This is a genomic window from Leptolyngbya sp. AN02str (genome assembly GCF_050565595.1).
Lineage (GTDB): Bacteria > Cyanobacteriota > Cyanobacteriia > Elainellales > Elainellaceae > Kaiparowitsia.
The window spans coordinates 111,223-130,896 of sequence record NZ_JBNXVR010000009.1; the positions used below are offsets into that span (position 1 = coordinate 111,223).

General features: G+C 50.7%; 18 protein-coding genes. 10 read left to right on the forward strand and 8 right to left on the reverse strand.

What is annotated here, in order from left to right:
- Nucleotides 1–160: 160 nt before the first annotated feature.
- Nucleotides 161–928, forward strand: coding sequence for a peptidase (locus ACQ4M4_RS09310; RefSeq protein WP_430684214.1), 768 nt, complete (start codon nt 161–163; stop codon nt 926–928).
- A 15-nt stretch (nt 929–943) separates the two neighbouring features.
- On the opposite strand, the gene ACQ4M4_RS09315 is transcribed toward ACQ4M4_RS09310, so the two are convergent.
- The 3 genes from ACQ4M4_RS09315 to ahcY form a co-directional block, all read right to left on the reverse strand.
- The gene (locus tag ACQ4M4_RS09315; protein ID WP_430684215.1) at nt 944–1,555 is read right to left on the reverse strand and encodes a DedA family protein; all 612 of its coding nucleotides are present in this window, start codon (nt 1,553–1,555) and stop codon (nt 944–946) included.
- Nucleotides 1,556–1,766: 211 nt separating this feature from the next.
- Entirely contained in the window at nt 1,767–2,387 is a 621-nt protein-coding gene (locus tag ACQ4M4_RS09320) for an exopolysaccharide biosynthesis protein (RefSeq protein WP_430684216.1), read from the reverse strand.
- 106 nt (nt 2,388–2,493) lie between these two features.
- On the reverse strand, nt 2,494–3,768 hold the full coding sequence (gene ahcY / locus ACQ4M4_RS09325) for an adenosylhomocysteinase (protein WP_430684217.1): 1,275 nt from the start codon (nt 3,766–3,768) through the stop codon (nt 2,494–2,496).
- Nucleotides 3,769–3,956: 188 nt separating this feature from the next.
- Here ahcY and ACQ4M4_RS09330 point away from each other — a divergent pair, with 188 nt between their 5' ends.
- The 5 genes from ACQ4M4_RS09330 to ACQ4M4_RS09350 all read left to right on the forward strand — a co-directional run bounded on the left by ACQ4M4_RS09330 (nt 3,957) and on the right by ACQ4M4_RS09350 (nt 6,910).
- Nucleotides 3,957–4,214 carry a hypothetical protein gene (locus ACQ4M4_RS09330; protein WP_430684218.1) on the forward strand — a complete coding sequence of 86 codons (258 nt, stop codon included), beginning with the start codon at nt 3,957–3,959 and terminating at the stop codon, nt 4,212–4,214.
- Between the two features lie 253 nt (nt 4,215–4,467).
- Complete coding sequence (locus ACQ4M4_RS09335; RefSeq protein WP_430684219.1) at nt 4,468–4,662, forward strand: hypothetical protein; 195 nt, start codon at nt 4,468–4,470, stop codon at nt 4,660–4,662.
- 219 nt (nt 4,663–4,881) lie between these two features.
- Nucleotides 4,882–5,394, forward strand: coding sequence for an inorganic diphosphatase (locus ACQ4M4_RS09340; protein ID WP_430684220.1), 513 nt, complete (start codon nt 4,882–4,884; stop codon nt 5,392–5,394).
- A 254-nt stretch (nt 5,395–5,648) separates the two neighbouring features.
- A complete protein-coding gene (locus tag ACQ4M4_RS09345; protein ID WP_430684221.1) occupies nt 5,649–6,077 on the forward strand; it encodes a BlaI/MecI/CopY family transcriptional regulator in 429 nt (142 codons plus the stop codon).
- Nucleotides 6,068–6,910, forward strand: a complete 843-nt coding sequence (locus ACQ4M4_RS09350) for a M56 family metallopeptidase (RefSeq protein ID WP_430684222.1) — start codon at nt 6,068–6,070, stop codon at nt 6,908–6,910. Before ACQ4M4_RS09345 ends, ACQ4M4_RS09350 begins: the two co-directional genes overlap by 10 nt.
- Before the next feature lie 29 nt (nt 6,911–6,939).
- Here the strand turns inward: ACQ4M4_RS09350 and ACQ4M4_RS09355 are convergent, their stop codons facing one another.
- The 4 genes from ACQ4M4_RS09355 to ACQ4M4_RS09370 form a co-directional block, all read right to left on the reverse strand.
- The gene (locus ACQ4M4_RS09355) at nt 6,940–7,980 is read right to left on the reverse strand and encodes an ATP-binding protein (RefSeq protein WP_430684223.1); all 1,041 of its coding nucleotides are present in this window, start codon (nt 7,978–7,980) and stop codon (nt 6,940–6,942) included.
- Between the two features lie 399 nt (nt 7,981–8,379).
- Entirely contained in the window at nt 8,380–10,137 is a 1,758-nt protein-coding gene (locus ACQ4M4_RS09360; protein ID WP_430684224.1) for a ribonuclease J, read from the reverse strand.
- A gap of 247 nt (nt 10,138–10,384) precedes the next feature.
- Nucleotides 10,385–11,275, reverse strand: coding sequence for a 4-hydroxy-tetrahydrodipicolinate synthase (gene dapA / locus ACQ4M4_RS09365; RefSeq protein ID WP_430684225.1), 891 nt, complete (start codon nt 11,273–11,275; stop codon nt 10,385–10,387).
- A 126-nt stretch (nt 11,276–11,401) separates the two neighbouring features.
- Nucleotides 11,402–12,457 (reverse strand): aspartate-semialdehyde dehydrogenase, encoded by a 1,056-nt coding sequence (locus ACQ4M4_RS09370; protein ID WP_430684226.1) that lies wholly within the window; start codon nt 12,455–12,457, stop codon nt 11,402–11,404.
- A 933-nt stretch (nt 12,458–13,390) separates the two neighbouring features.
- Between ACQ4M4_RS09370 and tig the strand changes: the two genes are divergently transcribed.
- The 4 genes from tig (at nt 13,391) to ACQ4M4_RS09390 (ending at nt 18,205) form a co-directional block, all read left to right on the forward strand.
- Nucleotides 13,391–14,995, forward strand: coding sequence for a trigger factor (tig, locus tag ACQ4M4_RS09375; protein ID WP_430684227.1), 1,605 nt, complete (start codon nt 13,391–13,393; stop codon nt 14,993–14,995).
- A 172-nt stretch (nt 14,996–15,167) separates the two neighbouring features.
- Complete coding sequence (clpP, locus tag ACQ4M4_RS09380) at nt 15,168–15,872, forward strand: ATP-dependent Clp endopeptidase proteolytic subunit ClpP (RefSeq protein WP_430684228.1); 705 nt, start codon at nt 15,168–15,170, stop codon at nt 15,870–15,872.
- Between the two features lie 9 nt (nt 15,873–15,881).
- Nucleotides 15,882–17,225, forward strand: coding sequence for an ATP-dependent protease ATP-binding subunit ClpX (clpX, locus tag ACQ4M4_RS09385; protein ID WP_430684229.1), 1,344 nt, complete (start codon nt 15,882–15,884; stop codon nt 17,223–17,225).
- Between the two features lie 83 nt (nt 17,226–17,308).
- Nucleotides 17,309–18,205 carry an alpha/beta fold hydrolase gene (locus ACQ4M4_RS09390; RefSeq protein ID WP_430684230.1) on the forward strand — a complete coding sequence of 299 codons (897 nt, stop codon included), beginning with the start codon at nt 17,309–17,311 and terminating at the stop codon, nt 18,203–18,205.
- Here ACQ4M4_RS09390 and glnT read toward each other — a convergent pair.
- A complete protein-coding gene (gene glnT / locus ACQ4M4_RS09395) occupies nt 18,202–19,575 on the reverse strand; it encodes a type III glutamate--ammonia ligase (RefSeq protein WP_430684231.1) in 1,374 nt (457 codons plus the stop codon). The genes ACQ4M4_RS09390 and glnT overlap by 4 nt on opposite strands.
- Nucleotides 19,576–19,674: the final 99 nt, after the last annotated feature.

Here is a 19,674-nt window from a genome sequence, read left to right on the forward strand (position 1 = left end):
CTTTTCGGCAGAGTGAATGCTTCTGATGCGGCTTGTCTTGCTGGCATGCTTGCATTCTGCTCTCTGAACTATCCATGATGGGTGTAGAAGGTGCTTAATCGGTCAACGCGCAAGCCCTAGCGATAAGATTTGGAAGGATTAATTTTTTCGGACGATTTACATGACGTATTGTCTGGGTATTGTAACCAGTGATGGATTGGTTCTCGCAGCAGATTCACGAACCAACGCCGGGGTTGACTATATTTCAACCTATCGCAAGCTGTACAACTTTTCTAAACTGGGGCAGCGCACTCTGTTGCTGTGTACGTCAGGCAACTTGGCGATTACTCAATCGGTTGTCCATGCGTTGCAGCGCGACTTGAAGGCAGACGCTGATGAAACGCTGCATACGTTACCGACCATGTATGATGTGGCCTGCTATGTGGGAAGCAAGATTCGCGAAGCTGTAGCTCGTGAGCGCCCTTGGCTAGAGAAGGATCGCATCGACTTTAGCTGCAACTGTTTGCTTGGCGGTCAGTTGATGGGAGACGAACCTGAGCTATTTTTGATCTACACCCAAGGTAATTGCATCCAAGCAACCCGCGAGACTCCCTTTTTGCAAATTGGTGAAACCAAGTACGGCAAGCCAATTTTGGATCGAATTCTGAACTACGAAACACTCGTCGAGGATGCGGCGAAGTGCGCTTTGCTATCAATCGACTCCACGATGAAGTCCAACATATCGGTTGGGCCACCAATTGATTTGATTATGTACAAGGCGAACTCCTTTGAGGTGTCTCATCAGCTTCAGCTGCGGGTGGGCGATCGCTACTTGGTGGAGATTCGTAAGCGCTGGGAGGTGGCCCTTCGCGACGCGTTTAACCACATGCCGGATATTGATTGGGAATGCCACATGCACCAACCGCAGGACGAAGTGTATTTGGATTAACATTCAATCTAGTTGCTAACTAGATGATTTGCGATCGCGCGATCGCTTCCAAATCCATAACCCAAACCCAACAACAATGGCGACCGCAATAATCTTGGAAACTGGCCCCAAATATTGCTCGACTTGCTCGTAGTTATCACCTAAAACATAGCCTACAACCGTTAGCAGCGTCGTCCACAGCACCGTTCCAATCGTGGAATATGCCAAAAATAGGCCTAAGTTCATATGGGCGAGGCCAGCGGGCAGCGAAATTAGAGTGCGTACACCAGGCACCAACCGACAGAGCAATACGGCTACGGCACCGTATTTGTTGAACCAAGCGATCGCTGTCTCAACATCACGACCAGATACGGTGATCCACTTGCCATAGCGGTCGGCCAGTTCTATCAACCGGCGTTCGCCATAAATTCGACCGGCTGCATACCACAGCAACGTTCCCAGGATCGTGCCTATCACACCAGCCGCGATCGCCGAAACAAAGCTCATCTCACCCTGAGCGATCGTAAAACCAGCCAACGGCATGATTAGTTCTGAAGGAATTGGAGGAAACAAATTCTCCAAAAACATAAGTAAGCCAATGCCCCAGTAACCCAGAGCTTGCATGGTTTGAACGATCCACTCAGCCATAATGTTTCGTACAGTCAGTTATCGTTAGTGTCTGTCAAAGGGATGTGCTAAAGGCCAACCGCCTGGCATTGCCAAACGATGGCTTGCTCCAAATTCAACAAAACAGATCCATCAGAAGATTGGGCACTATCCGAGGGCAGGTTCAAGTAATGCTTAATTCTGTTTTTTGAAGAACCCTATTTTTCTATTCGACCTTGTTGGAGGAAGCAACCTAAAAAACGGCTCCCTTCAGCAAATCAATTGCAGCTCGAACCGCCGTATAGCCAAATAGCAAAACCGATGTAGTAAGAGCAGCTCCCATCAAACAAACTACCAACCCACTGAGGGAAATAAACCCATCATCATCCAACAGACCAAACCCAGTAATAAAGATGCCCATCGCTGGCAGGGTATTGGTAAGGGGAATGGGGATCATCATGGAAATCGACATAAGGGTGATCGCTACACCCATTATCAAACGCCCACTGCGACCAACACAAACCCAGGTTAAGCGCGGGCGCGTGAGTGCTTCAATGCGACGCAACCAGGGTAACCCCGCCTTGAGAACCCCTTGTACTTGCTTGAGCTCTATTGGGTATTGCTTGAACCGTTCAGGTAGCCAGGGTTTTGTTCGTCCAGCTATAAGCTGAAGCGCAAGCACCAGCATAACCACTCCAAACGGAACTGAATAACCCGGTGCAGGAATCGGTAACGCGGATGGCAGAGACAACAGCACAAATAGAAAGCCAAAGGTGCGCTCACCCGCCAGCGTCAAAATGTCATTAAGCGTAACTCGCTGAGGGGTTGTTTCTGCAAAAAAATGGCGTTCCAGTTCAGTTGAGAGTTTTTCCACAGAGTTTGTTTTACCGGAGTGACTACTACCACAATTCAGGTGAACTTCGCTGAATCCAGATAAAAAAAGGGAGGCAATCTGAAAACTTACCTCCCTGAATCAAATTTTAGGTTCCTGCTGTCCAAGAATTGATGTACTCAACCTGCTCAGTGGTCAGGCTATCGAGCGCGATGCCCATAGCTTGTAGCTTAAGGCGGGCAATGTCCTCGTCCACTTCTTTAGGAATAGAGTGAATGCCTGGCTGTAATTGGCCTTTATTCTTCACTAGATACTCACAGGCGAGTGCCTGGTTGGCAAAGCTCATATCCATCACGGCGCTGGGGTGGCCTTCTGCGGCAGCCAGGTTCACCAAACGACCTTCGCCCAGTACCACTACCGATTTACCGTTGCTGAGACGGTATTCTTCGGTAAAGGGACGAACCGTTTTGACTTCGCTAGCCAAGCCTTTTAGCGACTTAAGGTCAATTTCAATGTCGAAGTGGCCGGAGTTGCAAACGATCGCACCATCCTTCATCACTTCAAAATGTTCTTTCCGAATCACGTGCTTGTTACCCGTGACGGTGACAAACAGATCACCTTGGGGAGCCGCAATATCCATGGGCAGTACCCGGAAGCCATCCATCACGGCTTCTAGCGCCTTGATGGGATCAATTTCCGTCACGATGACATTGGCACCCATACCGCGAGCGCGTAGGGCGGTACCTTTGCCACACCAACCGTAGCCAGCCACAACAATCGTTTTGCCGGCCAGCAAAATGTTGGTTGCACGAATAATGCCATCTAGCGTGGATTGACCCGTACCATAGCGGTTGTCGAAGAAATGCTTGGTATCGGCATCGTTCACATTCATGGCGGGGAAGGTGAGCACGCCATCTTTGAGCATGGCCTGCAAGCGCACGATCCCGGTGGTGGTTTCTTCCGTCGTGCCAATCAAGTCAGTGATTTGCTCTTGACGTTCTTGAATGAGCGTTGCAACAACGTCGCTGCCGTCATCAATAATGATGTTGGGACGGTGATCGAGTGCGGTTTGAACGTGGCGATGGTAGGTCTCGTTGTCTTCCCCTTTGATCGCAAAGACTGGAATGCCGTAATCAACAACCAAGCTTGCGGCGACGTCATCCTGGGTGGATAGAGGGTTGCTGGCGATCAGAAGAGCATCGGCTCCTGCGTTTTTAAGGGCGATCGCCAAATGGGCTGTTTCGGTAGTGACGTGACAGCAGGCAACTAGGCGAATGCCAGCCAAAGGCTTTTCGGCCGCAAACCGCTCTTGAATTTGGCGCAATACAGGCATCTCTCGGCCTGCCCATTCAATGCGCTGTTTCCCCAACGGGGCCAGGGATAGGTCCTTAACTTCGTGCTTAGCTTGAGTGATAGTGGTCATGAGAGAATTAAGAAAACTGCTTTTGTAACCCTGTCAACCTACCTAGCATAACAGCATTCATTCGGGAACCTAACTTAATAAATGCACAATGTGGGCATAGGCTTGGCTTTTTCCCACATTCAATCCCGTTAGACCTGATTCATTGGTTTCAATAGAACAACGTCCCCGCGTACTAAGTATGCGAACCCATGCAGGCAAACCTGATCCTACGGCTTTCCTGGAATGTTGAGAGACGTGGCGGGCTGAGCAGACAGATGGGAATTTTGGGTAATGTTTTAGATAGGTGGGTGTTGGTTGGAGAGAGAGAGACGGCTCCACCGCCCTTCTATAACCAACATCCACAAATGGGAAACACAACAGAACTTTGCAATCTACTGCAATCTGATAAGTTTTGCGATCGCAAATTTTCGGGAACCTTAGACGGGAATGCTCGTCTAGCGGGATAACCGAACCGTTAGGTAAGGCTAACAAGGTGTCTGTCATAACTTTTTCTTATGAAGATACCGATTACAATGAAGAACACAGTCCAAGTCAATTGTTCAATTGCATAATTGGACAACCAAGACTGTTTTCAACGCCAACTCTGTCCGGAGTGTTCCTGTTCTGTTTTTGAAGTCTCCTGTTGTCATACCGGATAGACACCAGGCAAGCCCTGGTACCAACAGACGTACACCGGTTCAGAATCAAACTAAAATACGTATGGAATCTAGTAGTAGCAGTCAACTCGACAACCCTCCTGAACGTACCGCCAATCGGTTTGCAGAATTTGTTGGGACGCTGATTGCCCTGATTACCCTCACTATCCCAGTGATTGCGCTCGCTTATTTCTCCTCGTCGAATGCTCAGCTGTTGCCGCCGCCGGGGTATACCGCGCCAATGACTCGTGGACACTAAGTTTTTACCAATCTGATATAACCTTGCCGTTGCAATGGGGAACGATGTCCGTCTTCCCCTAAAATGCTATTGGACGATATGCAGGCGCTAAAGCGTTGCATCCGTTCAGTGTGTTTGGTTTTAGGCGAGCGCCGTTGCCGATTGAAGTACACGAAGTACTAGGGGAATGGGGTTGCCTAATTGGAGTGAAATTTTTGAATTGGTATTTGGAGAAGAACGGTGGACTTATCGCGCATTCCTCCTCAGCCCAAAGCTGGGCTGATCAACGTGTTGATCGAGATTCCTGCAGGTAGCAAGAATAAGTATGAGTTCGATAAGGACTTAGGGGCTTTTGCGTTGGATCGGGTGCTGTATGCTTCGGTTCAATATCCCTTTGATTATGGCTTTGTGCCCAACACGTTAGCTGATGATGGCGATCCCCTGGATGGTTTGGTCATGATGGATCAACCAACTTTCCCTGGATGCGTGATTACAGCTCGCCCGATTGGCATGCTGGAAATGGTGGATGGCGGCGATCGCGACGAAAAGATTTTGTGTGTGCCCGACAAAGACCCCCGCTATGTCAATGTAAAGTCGCTTAGCGATGTTGCTTCGCATCGCCTAGATGAAGTGGCCGAGTTTTTCCGCACCTACAAAAATCTAGAGAAGAAGGTCACTGAAATCCTTGGTTGGAAGGATGTAGACCAAGTGATGCCCTTGGTGGAGAAATGCGTGGCAGCTTACAAGGGTTGAAGCCTTAGCTGATTAGCACATAATTTTGTCTCATCTCAAGAGTGAAGAGCGATCGTCGGTTACCCTAGGGAATAGCGATCGCTCTTTGCTCTTTGCTAATTTCTATTGTTTGTATTGTGAGTGCCAAGGTGGTCTGGATCAGGTGGTTTGGATCAGGTGGTTTGGGTCAAGGGTTGGCATCCAATCAACATGTAAGCGCGATCGCTTGAGTAAGCGATGTGTTGACGAGTTTTTTATCGTTTTTTACACAGTGTATGGCTCCATTGCCCAATCCCCGTCCTAAACATTTATCGCTTGGCCCACTCGAAGCCGAAATTCTCGGCATTTTGTGGGAATTTGGTTCTGCGACCGTCAAGGAAATTCACGACCGCATCTTGGCCGATCCCGATCGAGAGCTAGCCTACGCTTCTGTGACAACGGTTCTGCGGCGGCTAACGGAGAAGGGGTGGCTGAGCTGCGATAAAGAGGATCGGGCCTTTCGGTGGCGACCGCTCATTTCGCAAACTCAGGCGCAAACCCTGCAAGCTCATGAGCATTTGCACAAGTTTTTGGCGGTGGGCAATCCCGATGTGGTGGCTGCCTTTGCGGATGACCTCGATCCGGTCAGTGTGGAGCAATTGGATGCGATCGCCCAGCAGTTGCGAGCGGCCCGGCAACGCCGGAAGGAGGGCGAATGCACCTGATGTTGCTTCTGCTGGGAGTGGCGATTGCCTGTGGAATTCGGCTTGGGTGGCGATCCCAATCTGAGCGCTGTTGCGAAACTACAGTTTTAATTCAGTTTCTCCTGCCTCCGGGGTTGGTGGGGGCAACCTGTCTGGCGGTATTAGGGATGGGTACCCACGGCAAAATGCTAGGGCATTCGGTGGGGTGGTTTGGATTTGGGTTGGCGGCTATGGGCATGGCGATCGCGGTTGGCCTATTGCTGTGGCAGTACTGGTTGGGTTGGCGATCTGTTCAGCAACTCCGTCAGTTCCCTTACCAACTGATTGATATTGCCCATGGCTATGTGATTCCCCATGCCTTGCCCTATGCGGCTCAAATAGGATTTTGGCGATCGCACCTAGTTGTTAGCCAGGGGTTGATTGCTCGCTTAAGCCGAGACCAACTCCAGGCGGTGCTGACGCATGAGCGAGCTCACCAGCAGTTTCACGATACGTTTTGGTTCTTTTGGCTGGGCTGGATTCGTCGTCTTACGGTTTGGTTACCCCATACGCATCATCTATGGCAAGAGCTACTGCTGCTGCGAGAGCTACGAGCGGATGCTTGGGCTGCGCAACAGGTCGATCCCCTGCTATTGGCCGAAACCCTACTGCAAGTGGTGCAATCTTCTCAGGCCGTTGAACCAGACTGGAGTGCTGCATTCGGCACCTATGAGTCCGCTCAGTGGCTGCAGCGGCGGATTGATGCCTTAATTTCTCCTGCGCCCGTTCCTATGACCGAGCCTCGTCCAATCTGGCTTTGGGTATTTAACTGCATGACCTTGCTGCCATTGGCGACCCTGTGGTTTCACCACTAAGGCGGGTTCGCGATCGCGACAGGAAGGACTTAGCCAACGGGACGGTTGAGCGCTGGCGCTGGCGTGGGGACTGGTTTTCTGGGGATTTGTTGGTACACCACAAATCCCAGTACAACGGTAGAGAGTAGAGCGATCGTCGCCCACCCGATCTGTGTTTTTTGCTGATTAGATAATTGTGTTGAGTGAGCCGTCATGGCAGCACCAAGCTCTTGGGGGAGCAGGCTCAGCGTTTTTAACCAGGGTTGCCACTCAACTTGGCGTTGCCATTGTAGCGATCGCAAAAAATTTACCTTAGCCCAACTGGGATGGCGCTGGTAAATTTGGGCCTCGTATAGGTAGTGAGCGGCAAGTTGGAGGCGGTAGGGATGACATTGCCCCCACCGTAGAGCCAAGTTCTGATAGTGCTCTTGTAAGATAGGCTGGTGCTCAGCGTTTTGCGGAACTTGCCGAATCAATCGCTCGGTCTCGGTCTGGGAAAACTGCGCCAACGGAATGGTGTGTAAAGCCACATGTTCGCCATCGTTGCTAGGCGCAGCGATCGCCTGACGAGCACTCAACACCAAAATCGCCGTTTTTTGAAGCGTCAAAGCTTCGAGCGATCGCAAAAATACATCTGGATAGTTCAGGTGTTGCAAAGCCTGATCAACATCATCGAGGCAAAGAATTGGCTTTTTGCCAGCTTGGTTGATGTTGGCGAGTAGGGTTTGCAAGTTGTGGAAGCTACAGGTTGATGATGGATCTGGGTGCTCGACCTCGGCATGAGCTTGAAGCTTGATCTGGTGAGCGATCGCCCCGTAGAGTTCCTCTAGGTGTCGCTTGTGACTGGCGGCTAACGGCACGTAGCAGGGAATGTAGCGTTGGCTGGGCTGCTGCTGTTGTTGAACTCGCTGCACAATATGCTGCAAAAACCATGATTTTCCTATTTTCCGATCGCCTACGATCGCAACCATGTGGCCTTTGGCAATCTCTTGGGCAAAGGTTGTTAGCTCTTGCGATCGCCCAATAAATGCCTGGGGACTGGGCAAGACTTCGGCCACAACAAACGGATTAGAAAAACGTGGGACAGCCACGGGCTTAGCACTCGCAAGTGACGATGTATGTCCACGTTATAGCAATTGACTTGGCCGACAAGCCAAATAAACATCATGAAGGTTTGTACGTGTTTAACCATTCCTTGTCCAGCACCCCATGTTTCGCCCCCTGGATGCAGAACCACCTTGGGCCAAAAATAAGTTTGCGCTCTCTTGGCTACCCCCAATAGCCAAAAGAGCGCAAAGAGTTGTGATGAATCTTTCAGGACTTACGCAGCTGAACGGTTTTTCGGATGACGTGCTTCAGTCCTATCTTTTTGGGTCTAATTCAAACGAATGGGCAAATTAGCCAAAACTAAGACAAGGTTAGTTCTGGCTAAGCCAACGTAGACTTCAGGCACAGTGCGAGCGCGAGAAACGCCCGAACCGAAACTGGCGTTAAGACACTTGTGCCGTTTCAAGCGATCGCCGAGTGGACTTGGCGGCAGGCTTTGCTGGGGTTTGCATCAAAAACACCAGCAGCGGATTGCTTTGCAGTTCTCGCCGGAACTGACGACGCAGTTCTGACTCAAGATGGGCTTGCAGTCTGGCCCAGTCAACATCAATATCGTTGCCTTCCAGGTTGTAGGTAAACTCTTTCCAGCGATCGCTCAAGTTCACTTCCAACGTCCTCAACACAGAAGCGTCTAAACGAGACTTTTCAACCGAGGTCACAACGCCCCGTAGATGTACCGCAGGCTGGGTCAGCAGTTCACCATTCCAGCCAATGGTGGCAGCGATGGTGATCACCCCATCGCCAGCCAATTGCTGACGCTCCTTCAACACCCGCTCATGAACCACACCAGAGCGAGATGCATCTACCAACTCGATTCCAGAAGGCACTTTTCCAGCCTTGGCCATGTGATCAGCCGACAGCTCAACAACATCACCATTGTCAATAATGACCATGTTTTCAGCAGGAATACCCATGCTTTGGGCTGTTTGCGAATGCTTGATCAGCATGCGATGCTCACCGTGTACCGGCAAAAAGAACTTGGGCCTGGTAAGGGCCAGCATCAGCTTTTGGTCTTCTTGAGCACCGTGACCCGAAACGTGAATGCCTTTCTCACGGCCGTAAATGACCTTGGCTCCACGAATCATGAGCTGGTCAATCGTATTCACAACGGCAATTGTATTGCCGGGAATGGGGTTGGCGGAAAATACCACGGTATCGCCTTCCCGAATTTGAATTTGCTTGTGTTCGCCTCGCGCAATGCGGGTTAGAGCCGCCATTGGCTCACCTTGAGAGCCGGTGGTCAGCACCAACACTTTGCTATCCGGCAGTTTGTTCACCATGTTGAGCGGAACAAACAGGTCGTCATCACATTTGATGTAGCCCAAATTGCGGGCATGGGCGATCACGTTCAGCATGGATCGGCCAACGACCGATACAACTCGTCCGTGCTTTTTGGCCAATTCCAAAATCATGTTGACGCGATGCACTGAGGAGGCAAAGGTTGTGACCAAGAGTCGGCCTGCCGCTTCCGCAAACGTGCGATCGAGATTGGGGAAAACGGCTCGCTCTGAAGGGGTGTATCCAGGGACTTCTGAGTTGGTGGAATCGCTGATTAGGCACAGCACTCCACGTTCGCCATGCTCAGCCAACCGCTGAACATCAAAGGTTTCCCCATCCACAGGGGTATGGTCAAATTTAAAGTCGCCGGTATGGATAACCAGACCCACTGGAGTGTGGATAGCAACGCTAAAGCTATCGGCCATGGAGTGGGTGTTGCGAATGTACTCCACTAGAAAATATTTACCAATGCGTACAACGTCGCGGGGTCGTACGGTTCTTAGCTCTGTGCGATCGGCAACGCCTGCTTCTTCCAGTTTGTCTTGCAGTAGCGCCATGGCAAGCCGTGGTCCGTAAATTACAGGAACATCGAACTGCTTGAGGTGGAAGGGGATGCCGCCAATATGATCCTCGTGGCCATGAGTCACAATCATGCCTTTGATTTTGTGGCGGTTCTCACGCAGATAGGTTGTATCTGGTAGGACGATGTTGACACCATGCATGCCATCGGTGGGAAAAGCCAACCCTGCATCCAGCAAAATAATTTCGTCTTCATATTCAAAGACGCAGGTGTTTTTGCCGATTTCGTGCAGGCCACCTAGGGGAATGATGCGAAGAGGTTGATTGGTTTTTGATTGAGTCATGTAGCTCCTTGAACTAGGGGTTTAGTGAGTATTTGAAATAGAATGAGAGCTTTGAAATCGATAGGTTTAGGGCTCTAGATTCTGGAAATCAAGCTTTTGATTAAGCGTGCTTTTTGACGGTTTGATCCAGAGGGCGATCGCTCAAAAAGTACAAATGTTCCGTGATATTGGAACAGAAAAGCAAGTGGTTATGAAAGATATTCAGTTGTTGGAAAACTTGATAGTTGGCTTGCCCTCACTCAAGCGGTTAGTGAGACACAAGGTTTAATTCTTGAATGAGGGGCTTAAGCACCTGAGCAATGCTGTCCAGATTATCCTCTAGGGGCAAACGGGTTTTTCCGACAGACCATCCCTGGATATTGAGCGCAACCTTGACCGGGATGGGATTGGTAGTGATGAACAGTGAGCGGAAGAGCGGAAAGAGCTTGAGATGCATATCGAGCGCTACTTGATTCTGCCCTTGCTCGAATGCTTGAATCAAGTGCTGAAGTTCGCGACCAACGAGGTGACTGGCAACGCTGATAACGCCCTGCCCACCAGCTGCCAGGGTGGGCAACGTTAATGAATCATCTCCAGAATAGATAAAAAACTCTCGAGGAACCAGTCGTCTAATTTGGCTGACTTGGTCTAAGTTACCACTGGCTTCTTTAATTGCAACGATGTTGGAAACATCAGCAAGGCGAGCAACGGTTTCTGGGGAAAGGTTTTGGCCAGTGCGCCCAGGTATATTATACAACACCATAGGCAAGTCTGGCACGGCTTCGGCAATTGCCCGAAAGTGTTGATATAAACCCGCTTGCGGCGGCTTGTTATAGTACGGCACCACCTGCAAGGAACCGTCTAAGCCTAACTTATCTGCCTTTTGCGTTGCGGCGATCGCCTCTTGGGTAGAGTTGGAACCCGTTCCGGCTATGACCTTTGCCTTACCCGCTACCGCCTGCTTCACCACCCGAAACAGTTCGTACTCTTCGGTCCAAGTGAGGGTGGGTGATTCGCCTGTAGTCCCACAGACCACTAATGTATCGGAGCCGTTATTGGCCAAATATACGGCTAGTTCTTCGGCAACCTCGTAATTGAGGCTGCCATCGTCCTTAAACGGCGTGATCATCGCAGTTAGGACTCGTCCAAAATTACTCACGCTTAACGTTAGCTCCTCATTTGTGATAGATGTTTTGGTGCTCGAAGGGGGATGTTGCTATCCCAGGGAAATGGTTCAAAAAAATCTCAAGCCTGGGCATGTGCCCGTACTGACTGGGCCGCCCAATTAGGAATGGCTGACTGCTGCCGATGGAACTGTTGTTGGCTTGAGCCAATTATTGTTGATGAGTAATTCGGCAATTTGCACCGCGTTGAGTGCGGCACCTTTGCGAACCTGATCGCCACACAGCCACAGCTCTAGTCCGCTGGGGTGAGACAAGTCTTGCCGGATGCGACCTACGAGCACTTCATCTTTTCCTGTGGCATCTATCGGCATGGGAAAGTAGTTGCGCTCCCAATCTTCAACCAGTTTGACTCCGGGGGCATGGCTGAGCACGTCTCGTGCGGTTTCTAGGCTAAAGGGTTGAGCAAATTCGAGATTGATTGCTTCGGAATGAGCGCGAAGCACTGGAACGCGAACGCAGGTGGCGGAAACCCGCAAATCAGGTACCTCAAAGATTTTCCGCGTCTCGTTGACCATTTTCATCTCTTCTTCGCAGTAGCCTTGCTCGTTGATAGGGGTGTTGTGCGGGAAGAGGTTGAATGCGAGGGGATAGGGGAAAGATTCGGTGGGAGGTTGCTCACCATTGAGAATGGCGATCGCCTGGGCCTTTACTTCTTCCATGGCCCGGGCTCCAGCACCGCTTGCCGACTGGTAGGTGGAGGCAACGATGCGCTGAATGGGCTGAACCTGATGGAGCGGATAAATTGCCACTGTCATCAGAATGGTGGTGCAGTTGGGATTGGCAATGATGCCTTGATGGGCCGCAGCTGCCTTGGGATTTACCTCAGGCACGACGAGCGGAACATTAGGCTGCATGCGAAAGGCGCTGGAGTTGTCGATCATCACTGCGCCTGCTTTCACAATCGCATCGGCCCAAGCTTTGGATGTGGAGCCACCCGCCGATGCCAATACAATGTCTACTCCGTCAAAAGCGCGATCGCTGACCGCTTCAACAAGAATTTCCTTTCCTTTAAAGAGCAAAGGCTGCCCTGCCGAGCGTGGTGATGCTAGCAAAGTCAGCTTTGACAATGGAAATTGACGCTCTTCAAGTAGCTGCAACAGTTCAGTACCAACTGCACCCGTCGCCCCCAAAATCGCAACGTGATAAGACTGCGACAATCCGATTTCCTCCCAAAACACGAACTAAATTAAAGGTTTATTTCTATTGCTTCCCAAAAACTGGCGACGATGTGGCATGAGGCATGCATCAGCCGTAACTACGCTCCCCGTATCCCCATGGTCAATTGCTTCTGATGTTATATCTTGCGTGTGACAAGCAGCTTCAATAAAAGTAAGAGAACTTAAAAAGGAACTTATATCAATTAGAAATCATTAATAGAGAGATAACTGTAGGGGTCTGTAAAAATTAACCTACCTTCGTGCTCGATGGTCGCTCTGTAGACTCTGCACTGAAGCAGCGATGGTGACCGACAAAGCGAAGCACGATTGAATCGATACCAACTTTTCGATATCTCGCATTGACGCCAGTTGTCAGATCCTGAGACTTAGATTTTGCCCCTACCTCTTCATGAGAGTCTTACAGCCGTCCTTGATCCTTTGGCGATCGCACCATGCACCAAGAAGGATGTTCACCATCATAGCGGAGTTTTTCAGGTGTTTCGCAAGATCTGTATAGCGGAGTTTTTCAGGTGTTTCGCAAGATCTGTTTGCATGATCTATAACGTGAATCTGTGAGGGATTGTTGCGCTCGGTCGTCTTTTGAGGTCGCACCCCTGATTGCATAGATAGGGCGATCGCACATGCAATGCCCTTTTAAGTAGGATGACTGACTTTGCGATTCGCTAAATTAGCGGCTCATGAGGAGTCACAAAACGTGTCGGCGAGGTTGTCGCCCTTCACGGCTACGCTGGCAGGAGGGCGATCGCTCGATCTTTATTCGAATCTCTTGGCTTGGACTCAGCCAAAAAATCCTGAAATAATCCGAGAGATTTGCGCTTGCCTTTTACCCCCTGGCGACAGGATCAGCTAACATAGCTAATTGCGATGTTACCGAACAATCGGTAGCAAACATTGATGTGCAATGAGAAAACCATGAAAGTTACCCAGGAAAAGCTGCCCGCCAGTCGTGTCGGTTTAGAGATTGAGATTACACCCGAAATGACAAAACAGGCCTATGAAAAGGCTCTGCAAAAGTTCACTCGGAGCGCAAATATTCCTGGGTTCCGCAAGGGCAAGGTGCCTCGCCAAGTGCTCGTGAGCCAGTTTGGTCAAGGTCTTAAGGCTTCGGCGATTGAAGAGCTAATTGATGACAGTCTCAAAGAAGCTATCAAGCAAGAAAAAATTGATGCGCTAGGCAACTTTGAGCTACGCACATCCTATGAGGAGCTATTTCAAAACTATGAGCCTGGCTCACCGTTGACCTTCTCTGCAGTCGTGGATGTGCCGCCAACGGCCACCCTCTCGCAATATCAGGGGTTGAGCGTTAAGGCAGAAGAGATCGTCTATGAACCATCCAAGGTGGACGAGTTTTTGGATGGATATCGCGATCGCCTTGCAGCTCAAGTGCCCGTTGAAGGCCGCCCTGCTCAGGAAAAAGATTTGGCCGTGGTGGACTTTAAAGGTCGTTTGGCCGAAGCTGCCGAAGGCGAAGATGAGCCGGCTGAAATTCCTGGTGGTAGCGCCGAAAACTTTGAAATTGAGCTAATTGAAGGCAAGTTTATTCCTGGCTTTATTTCCGGCATCATCGGCATGAACGTGGGGGAAACCAAGGAAGTGGAAGCCACGTTCCCTGATCCCTACCCGCAAGAGGACTTGGCAGGCAAGAAGTCCATCTTCACGATCACCCTGAAAGAACTGAAGGAAAAGGAATTGCCTGAGGTTGATGATGATTTCGCTCAAGAGATTAGCGATTTTGAGACCCTGGCCGAACTACGCGAATCGTTGGAGAAGCGCTTTAGTGACGAAGCTTCTGATAAGACCAAAACCAACAAGCAAGAAGCGTTATTGGCAGAACTGGTGAAGTATCTAGAAGTCGATCTGCCTGAAACGCTGGTTCGCCGCGAAACGGACTACATGATCACCCAAACGGCCATGCAGTTCAGCAACCAAGGGATGGATGTGAAACAGCTATTCACGCCTGAGGTGGTGAATTCTCTGCGCGATCGCAGCCGTCCCGAGGCGGTCACTCGCATTCAGCGCACGATGGCTCTGGGCGAAATTGCCAGACTTGAGTCGATTAGTGTGGATGAGGCCGCCATCGAAGCCCGCATGGCCGAGATCCTGGAAGACTTTAAAGATGAGCCTAATTTGGATCGCGATCGCCTGAAGGAAGTCGTTTCTGAAGAGCTACTCAAGGAAAAAATCTTTGAATGGCTGGAAGCCAACAACACGGTAGAACTGGTGCCTGAAGGCTCCCTCACCGTGACTGAGTCGCCCGAAGCAGACGCAGAAGAGGCAGACGCAGAAACAGAAGCAGACGCAGAAATAGAAGCAGCAGACGCAGAAACAGAAGACGCTGAGCCCAAAAAAGCGAAAGCTTCCAAAGCCAAGGCAGCTAAGTCGCCTGAGCCAGCCGCCGAAGAAGCCACTCCAGAAGCAGCCCCTGCTGAAGACGCAGAAGACACGGCTGCAAAAAGTAAAACCTCAACAACTCGTAAAAAAACGGCCAAAAGTAAAACGAGCAAAGCAGACGAATAGCTAAATCAAGATTTAGTCGGTCTTTAAAACTGGCTAAATCTTTGGTTTTTGCGTCATTCGGTAAACTCTCCCACCAGTCTTAGAGGAGTTAAGGCATAATGTCGGATAGATTGCAGCTTCATCGCCGCATCTTTCCTTGTTGATACGCTTCAGTCGTCATTCGCTGACCATTATGGTGTTTTCACAATCTTTCAACGCATCCACGAACAGCAAGTATCAGCCCAGCCTGGACTCTGTATCGGCATATCCCGAAATTCGCAACGCCATTCCGATGGTGGTTGAGCAGTCGGGCCGTGGAGAGCGCGCCTTTGACATCTACTCTCGCCTCCTGCGAGAGCGCATCATCTTCTTGGGTACAGGCATTGATGATGCCGTTGCAGACTCCATAGTGGCCCAGCTCCTCTTTCTGGACGCAGAAGAGCCCGAAAAGGACATTCAAATCTACATCAACTCTCCCGGTGGCTCGGTCACAGCTGGCATGGCGATTTACGATACCATCCAGCAGATTCGTCCAGACGTTGTCACCATCTGCTTTGGCTTGGCAGCCAGTATGGGCGCATTTTTGTTGGCTAGTGGCACAAAAGGAAAGCGGCTATCACTGCCCAGCTCTCGCATCATGATTCATCAGCCTCTTGGTGGTGCGCAAGGGCAAGCCGTAGATATTGAGATCCAAGCCAAAGAAATTTTGTATCATAAACGCACTCTCAACTCTCTCTTGGCTCACCATACGGGTCAGCCAATTGAAAGAATCGAAACGGACACTGAGAGAGACTTCTTTATGTCCGCTGAAGAGGCTGTAAGCTACGGGTTGATTGATCAGGTCGTTGCCCGATCGAATCTGCCTAGCGCGCAAACAAACGTCACTGTAAGCAATTGAGAGACGACTATGTCGAAGTATGACTCTCACTCTCATCTCAAATGTTCGTTTTGCGGTAAGTCGCAAGAGCAGGTTCGCAAATTAATTGCTGGGCCCGGTGTCTACATCTGTGATGAGTGCGTCGATTTATGTAACGAGATTTTGGACGAGGAGTTGTTTGATTCTGGGGCCGCTGTGCCCCAGTCAACAACCCGCCGCGAGCCACAAGCCGAGAAACGGCCTGCCCGCACCAATCGACTCTCACTCAACCAAATTCCAAAGCCCCGCGAGATCAAGAAGCATTTGGATGACCATGTCATTGGTCAGGATGAGGCGAAGAAAATTCTTTCGGTGGCGGTGTACAACCATTACAAGCGGCTTGCCTTTGCTCAGAACAAGAGCAATGGGAAGAACGACGATCCGGTTGAACTGCAAAAGTCCAACATTTTGCTGATTGGCCCAACGGGGTGTGGCAAAACGCTGCTGGCCCAAACCCTCGCTGAAATGCTGGATGTTCCGTTTGCTGTGGCCGATGCTACAACGCTGACGGAAGCAGGATATGTGGGCGAGGATGTAGAAAACATCTTGCTGCGACTGCTTCAGGTCGCTGATTTGGATGTAGAAGAAGCGCAGCGTGGCATTATCTATATCGATGAAATTGATAAGGTTGCCCGCAAGAGCGAAAATCCCTCGATTACTCGCGATGTGTCGGGTGAGGGTGTGCAGCAGGCTTTGCTGAAGATGCTGGAGGGCACGGTTGCAAATGTGCCACCTCAGGGTGGGCGGAAGCATCCGTATCAAGACTGTATTCAAATCGACACCAGCAATATCCTGTTTATTTGCGGTGGTGCGTTTGTTGGCCTCGAAAAAATTGTCGAGCAGCGCACTGGCAAGAAGAGTATGGGCTTTATCCAACCGGGTGAAGGCCAAACCAAGGAGAAGCGATCGGCTGAGGTGCTGAAGCATTTGGAGCCGGATGACTTGGTGAAATTTGGCATGATTCCCGAATTTATTGGTCGAGTGCCTGTGCTGGCGGCCGTTGATCCGTTGGATGAAAATACGTTGGCTGCGATTTTGACCGAGCCGCGCAATGCGCTGGTGAAGCAATATCAAAAGCTCATGAAGATGGACAATGTGCAGCTTGAGTTTAAGCAGGACGCGGTACGGGCGATCGCGCAAGAGGCCTATCGGCGCAAGACGGGTGCCCGGGCGCTACGCAGCATTGTAGAAGAGCTGATGCTGGAAGTCATGTATGAGCTGCCGTCGCGCAAGGATGTAACGCGCTGTTCGATTACCCGTGAAATGGTTGAGAAGCGCTCAACTGCCGAGTTGCTGCTGCATCCATCCTCCATTCCGAAGCCAGAATCGGCATAGGGTTTTAACGTTTGCTTGAGAAGCGCTCTGTTCTGCAGGGCGCTCTTGTATTTTGGTAAGCAAGTGTTTGTTTTGGGTTTGTCATGCCGTTTGTTTCGATTCGAGGGGTTGATCATTACTATGAGTGGATCAGCACTTCCCCTATTACAGAACCGTTTGTTCCCTCGAAGCCAGTGATGGTGTTCGTTCACGGATGGGGCGGCTCCGATCGCTATTGGGAATCGACTGCTCATGCGTTAGTGGATGAGTTTGATTGTTTGCTCTACGATATGCGTGGGTTTGGGCGATCGCGCTTGCCCAATCCGATTTCGCCTGAGGTGAGTGCGATTGGGTATGAGTTAGTTACCTATGCCGATGACTTGGCGCTACTGTTGGATGCCTTAAGCATTCAGCGCATTTATATTAACGGGCACTCAACGGGAGCCTCGATTGTGGCGTTGTTTTTGAATCGATATGGCGATCGCGTTGAGCGGGCTATCCTCACCTGTAACGGCATTTTTGAGTACGACAAAAACGCCTTTGAAGCCTTCTATAAATTTGGTCGATACGTGGTGATGTTTCGCCCCCCGTGGCTGGCCAAAATTCCCTTTATCGACCGCATATTTATGGCGCGGTTTTTGCACCGACCCATTGCGGCCAAGGATCGGCGTGAGTTTTTAGAAGACTTTTTGCTTGCTGATTTTGATGCGGCGTTGGGCACGATTTTTACGGCAGTTAGCAAAGAAGCTGTGGAATTCATGCCGAAGGAATTTGCTCAGCTCACGGTTCCCACGCTGTTGATTTCGGGCGAGTACGATCAAATCATTCCAGCTGATATGGGGCAAAAAGCAGCGGCGCTCAATTCTCAAACTATTGAATACCACGTCATTCCTGGTACGTCCCACTTTCCCATGCTGGAAGATGCCTCAGCTTACTTAAAGCTGGTACGGCAGTTTTTGGGATTGGCACCTGCCACAGTGGCATCTGGCAACTCAGTCTAAAACCAGCGGAGATAGCGCTGCGTTTCCCACTCAGAGATGGTGTTGCAATAGGCCAACCATTCCTGAATTTTGCAATCCACATAGGTTTGGAACATGAGTGGCCCCATGACTTCGTAGCTGAGGGGATCGGTGGCAAATGCTTCGATCGCCTCTCCTAACGTGCGTGGCAGAGTTTGCATGCCGCGCTGCTGAAGCTGGACGGGAGAGAAGGTCGTAATATTTTCGACCTCGGGTTCTCCAGGGTCGAGTCCATCGCGAATCCCCTCAAGGCCGGCGGCCAGCAGCATCGCCGCACCTAAGTAGGGGTTGCAAACGCCATCTGCGGCTCGATATTCGACCCGGCCGCCCCCCATGGGAATACGCAGTAGCGCCGTGCGGTTGTTGCCACCGTAAGAGGTGTGAATCGGCACGCCGCTAAAGTTTTGCATGCTGCTGGGGGTAACAAGGCGCTTGTAGCTGTTGACGGTAGGAGCTAGAACTGCACAAATTGCTGGAGCATGTTTGAGAATGCCCGCAATAAACTGGTAGCCCAGCTTGGATAAGCCACACTTGTGTGGATCTTCGCGGGTTAGAAAAAGGTTGCCACCGCCTTCGGTTGAGGCTAGCGATAGGTTGAAGTGAGCACCATTGCCTGCTGTGTCGGCAAATGGCTTGGGCATAAATGAAGCAAAGTAGCCATGGTTTTTCAGCACTTCGTTGACCATGAGGCGAAAAAACGTGAGGCGATCGCTCATTTTCACGGCGTCGGTATAGTTAAAGTTAATCTCGAACTGACCATTGGCGGCTTCGTGCTCTAGAGAGTACACATCCCAGTCCAAGTCGTTGATGGCTTCGGTGAGTTCGCTGAGCCAGGTGATGTTGTCGAGGGTGCTGCGCAGGTCGTAGCGGGCTTTGGACAATGTATCGCGGTCGCCCACAGGCTTGATCTCCCCGGATTCTGTAGGTTGAAGCACCATGAACTCGGCTTCCACGCCCAGCTTGAGTACGTAGCCCAAGCCTGCGGCTTGCCCCATCACCCGCTTTAGAATGCTGCGACTGCATGCCTCAAAGGCTTCGCCCTTGTAATACAAATCGCTTGAAAACCATACCAGCTCACGGTTCCACGGGGTCAATACATTGCTGGTGGGATCGGGAACCGCCACCAACTCTTCATCCTGAATTCCCTGTGGTACGCCCTCCATGGCTGAGCCAACAAACAGCTCGGCACCCCGCATCATTTGTTCAAAATGATTGATCGGAACCACTTTGCCCTTGGGAATGCCATGTACATCCACAACACTGGCGATCGCATACTTGACGCCTCGCTGCTTAAGCGAGTTCTTAAGCGACACCAATTCGGGAGCCGAAAAATCATCCATTCCGAAGGACATAGCCAACCTTGCAAGTAAGCGGGACAAGGGTTTAGCGTATCACAGCAGAAGGGGACAGCGGAGGCGGATTGAAGAGTGCTTGATGGGATGCCAATGCAC

Coding starts and splice junctions, on each gene's coding strand:
- ACQ4M4_RS09310 (WP_430684214.1), top strand. CDS start 161: ATGACGTATTGTCTGGGTATTGTAACCAGTGATGGATTGGTTCTCGCA.
- ACQ4M4_RS09315 (WP_430684215.1), bottom strand. CDS start 1,555: ATGGCTGAGTGGATCGTTCAAACCATGCAAGCTCTGGGTTACTGGGGC.
- ahcY (WP_430684217.1), bottom strand. CDS start 3,768: ATGACCACTATCACTCAAGCTAAGCACGAAGTTAAGGACCTATCCCTG.
- ACQ4M4_RS09330 (WP_430684218.1), top strand. CDS start 3,957: ATGCAGGCAAACCTGATCCTACGGCTTTCCTGGAATGTTGAGAGACGT.
- ACQ4M4_RS09335 (WP_430684219.1), top strand. CDS start 4,468: ATGGAATCTAGTAGTAGCAGTCAACTCGACAACCCTCCTGAACGTACC.
- ACQ4M4_RS09345 (WP_430684221.1), top strand. CDS start 5,649: ATGGCTCCATTGCCCAATCCCCGTCCTAAACATTTATCGCTTGGCCCA.
- ACQ4M4_RS09350 (WP_430684222.1), top strand. CDS start 6,068: ATGCACCTGATGTTGCTTCTGCTGGGAGTGGCGATTGCCTGTGGAATT.
- ACQ4M4_RS09360 (WP_430684224.1), bottom strand. CDS start 10,137: ATGACTCAATCAAAAACCAATCAACCTCTTCGCATCATTCCCCTAGGT.
- tig (WP_430684227.1), top strand. CDS start 13,391: ATGAAAGTTACCCAGGAAAAGCTGCCCGCCAGTCGTGTCGGTTTAGAG.
- clpP (WP_430684228.1), top strand. CDS start 15,168: ATGGTGTTTTCACAATCTTTCAACGCATCCACGAACAGCAAGTATCAG.
- clpX (WP_430684229.1), top strand. CDS start 15,882: ATGTCGAAGTATGACTCTCACTCTCATCTCAAATGTTCGTTTTGCGGT.
- ACQ4M4_RS09390 (WP_430684230.1), top strand. CDS start 17,309: ATGCCGTTTGTTTCGATTCGAGGGGTTGATCATTACTATGAGTGGATC.
- glnT (WP_430684231.1), bottom strand. CDS start 19,575: ATGTCCTTCGGAATGGATGATTTTTCGGCTCCCGAATTGGTGTCGCTT.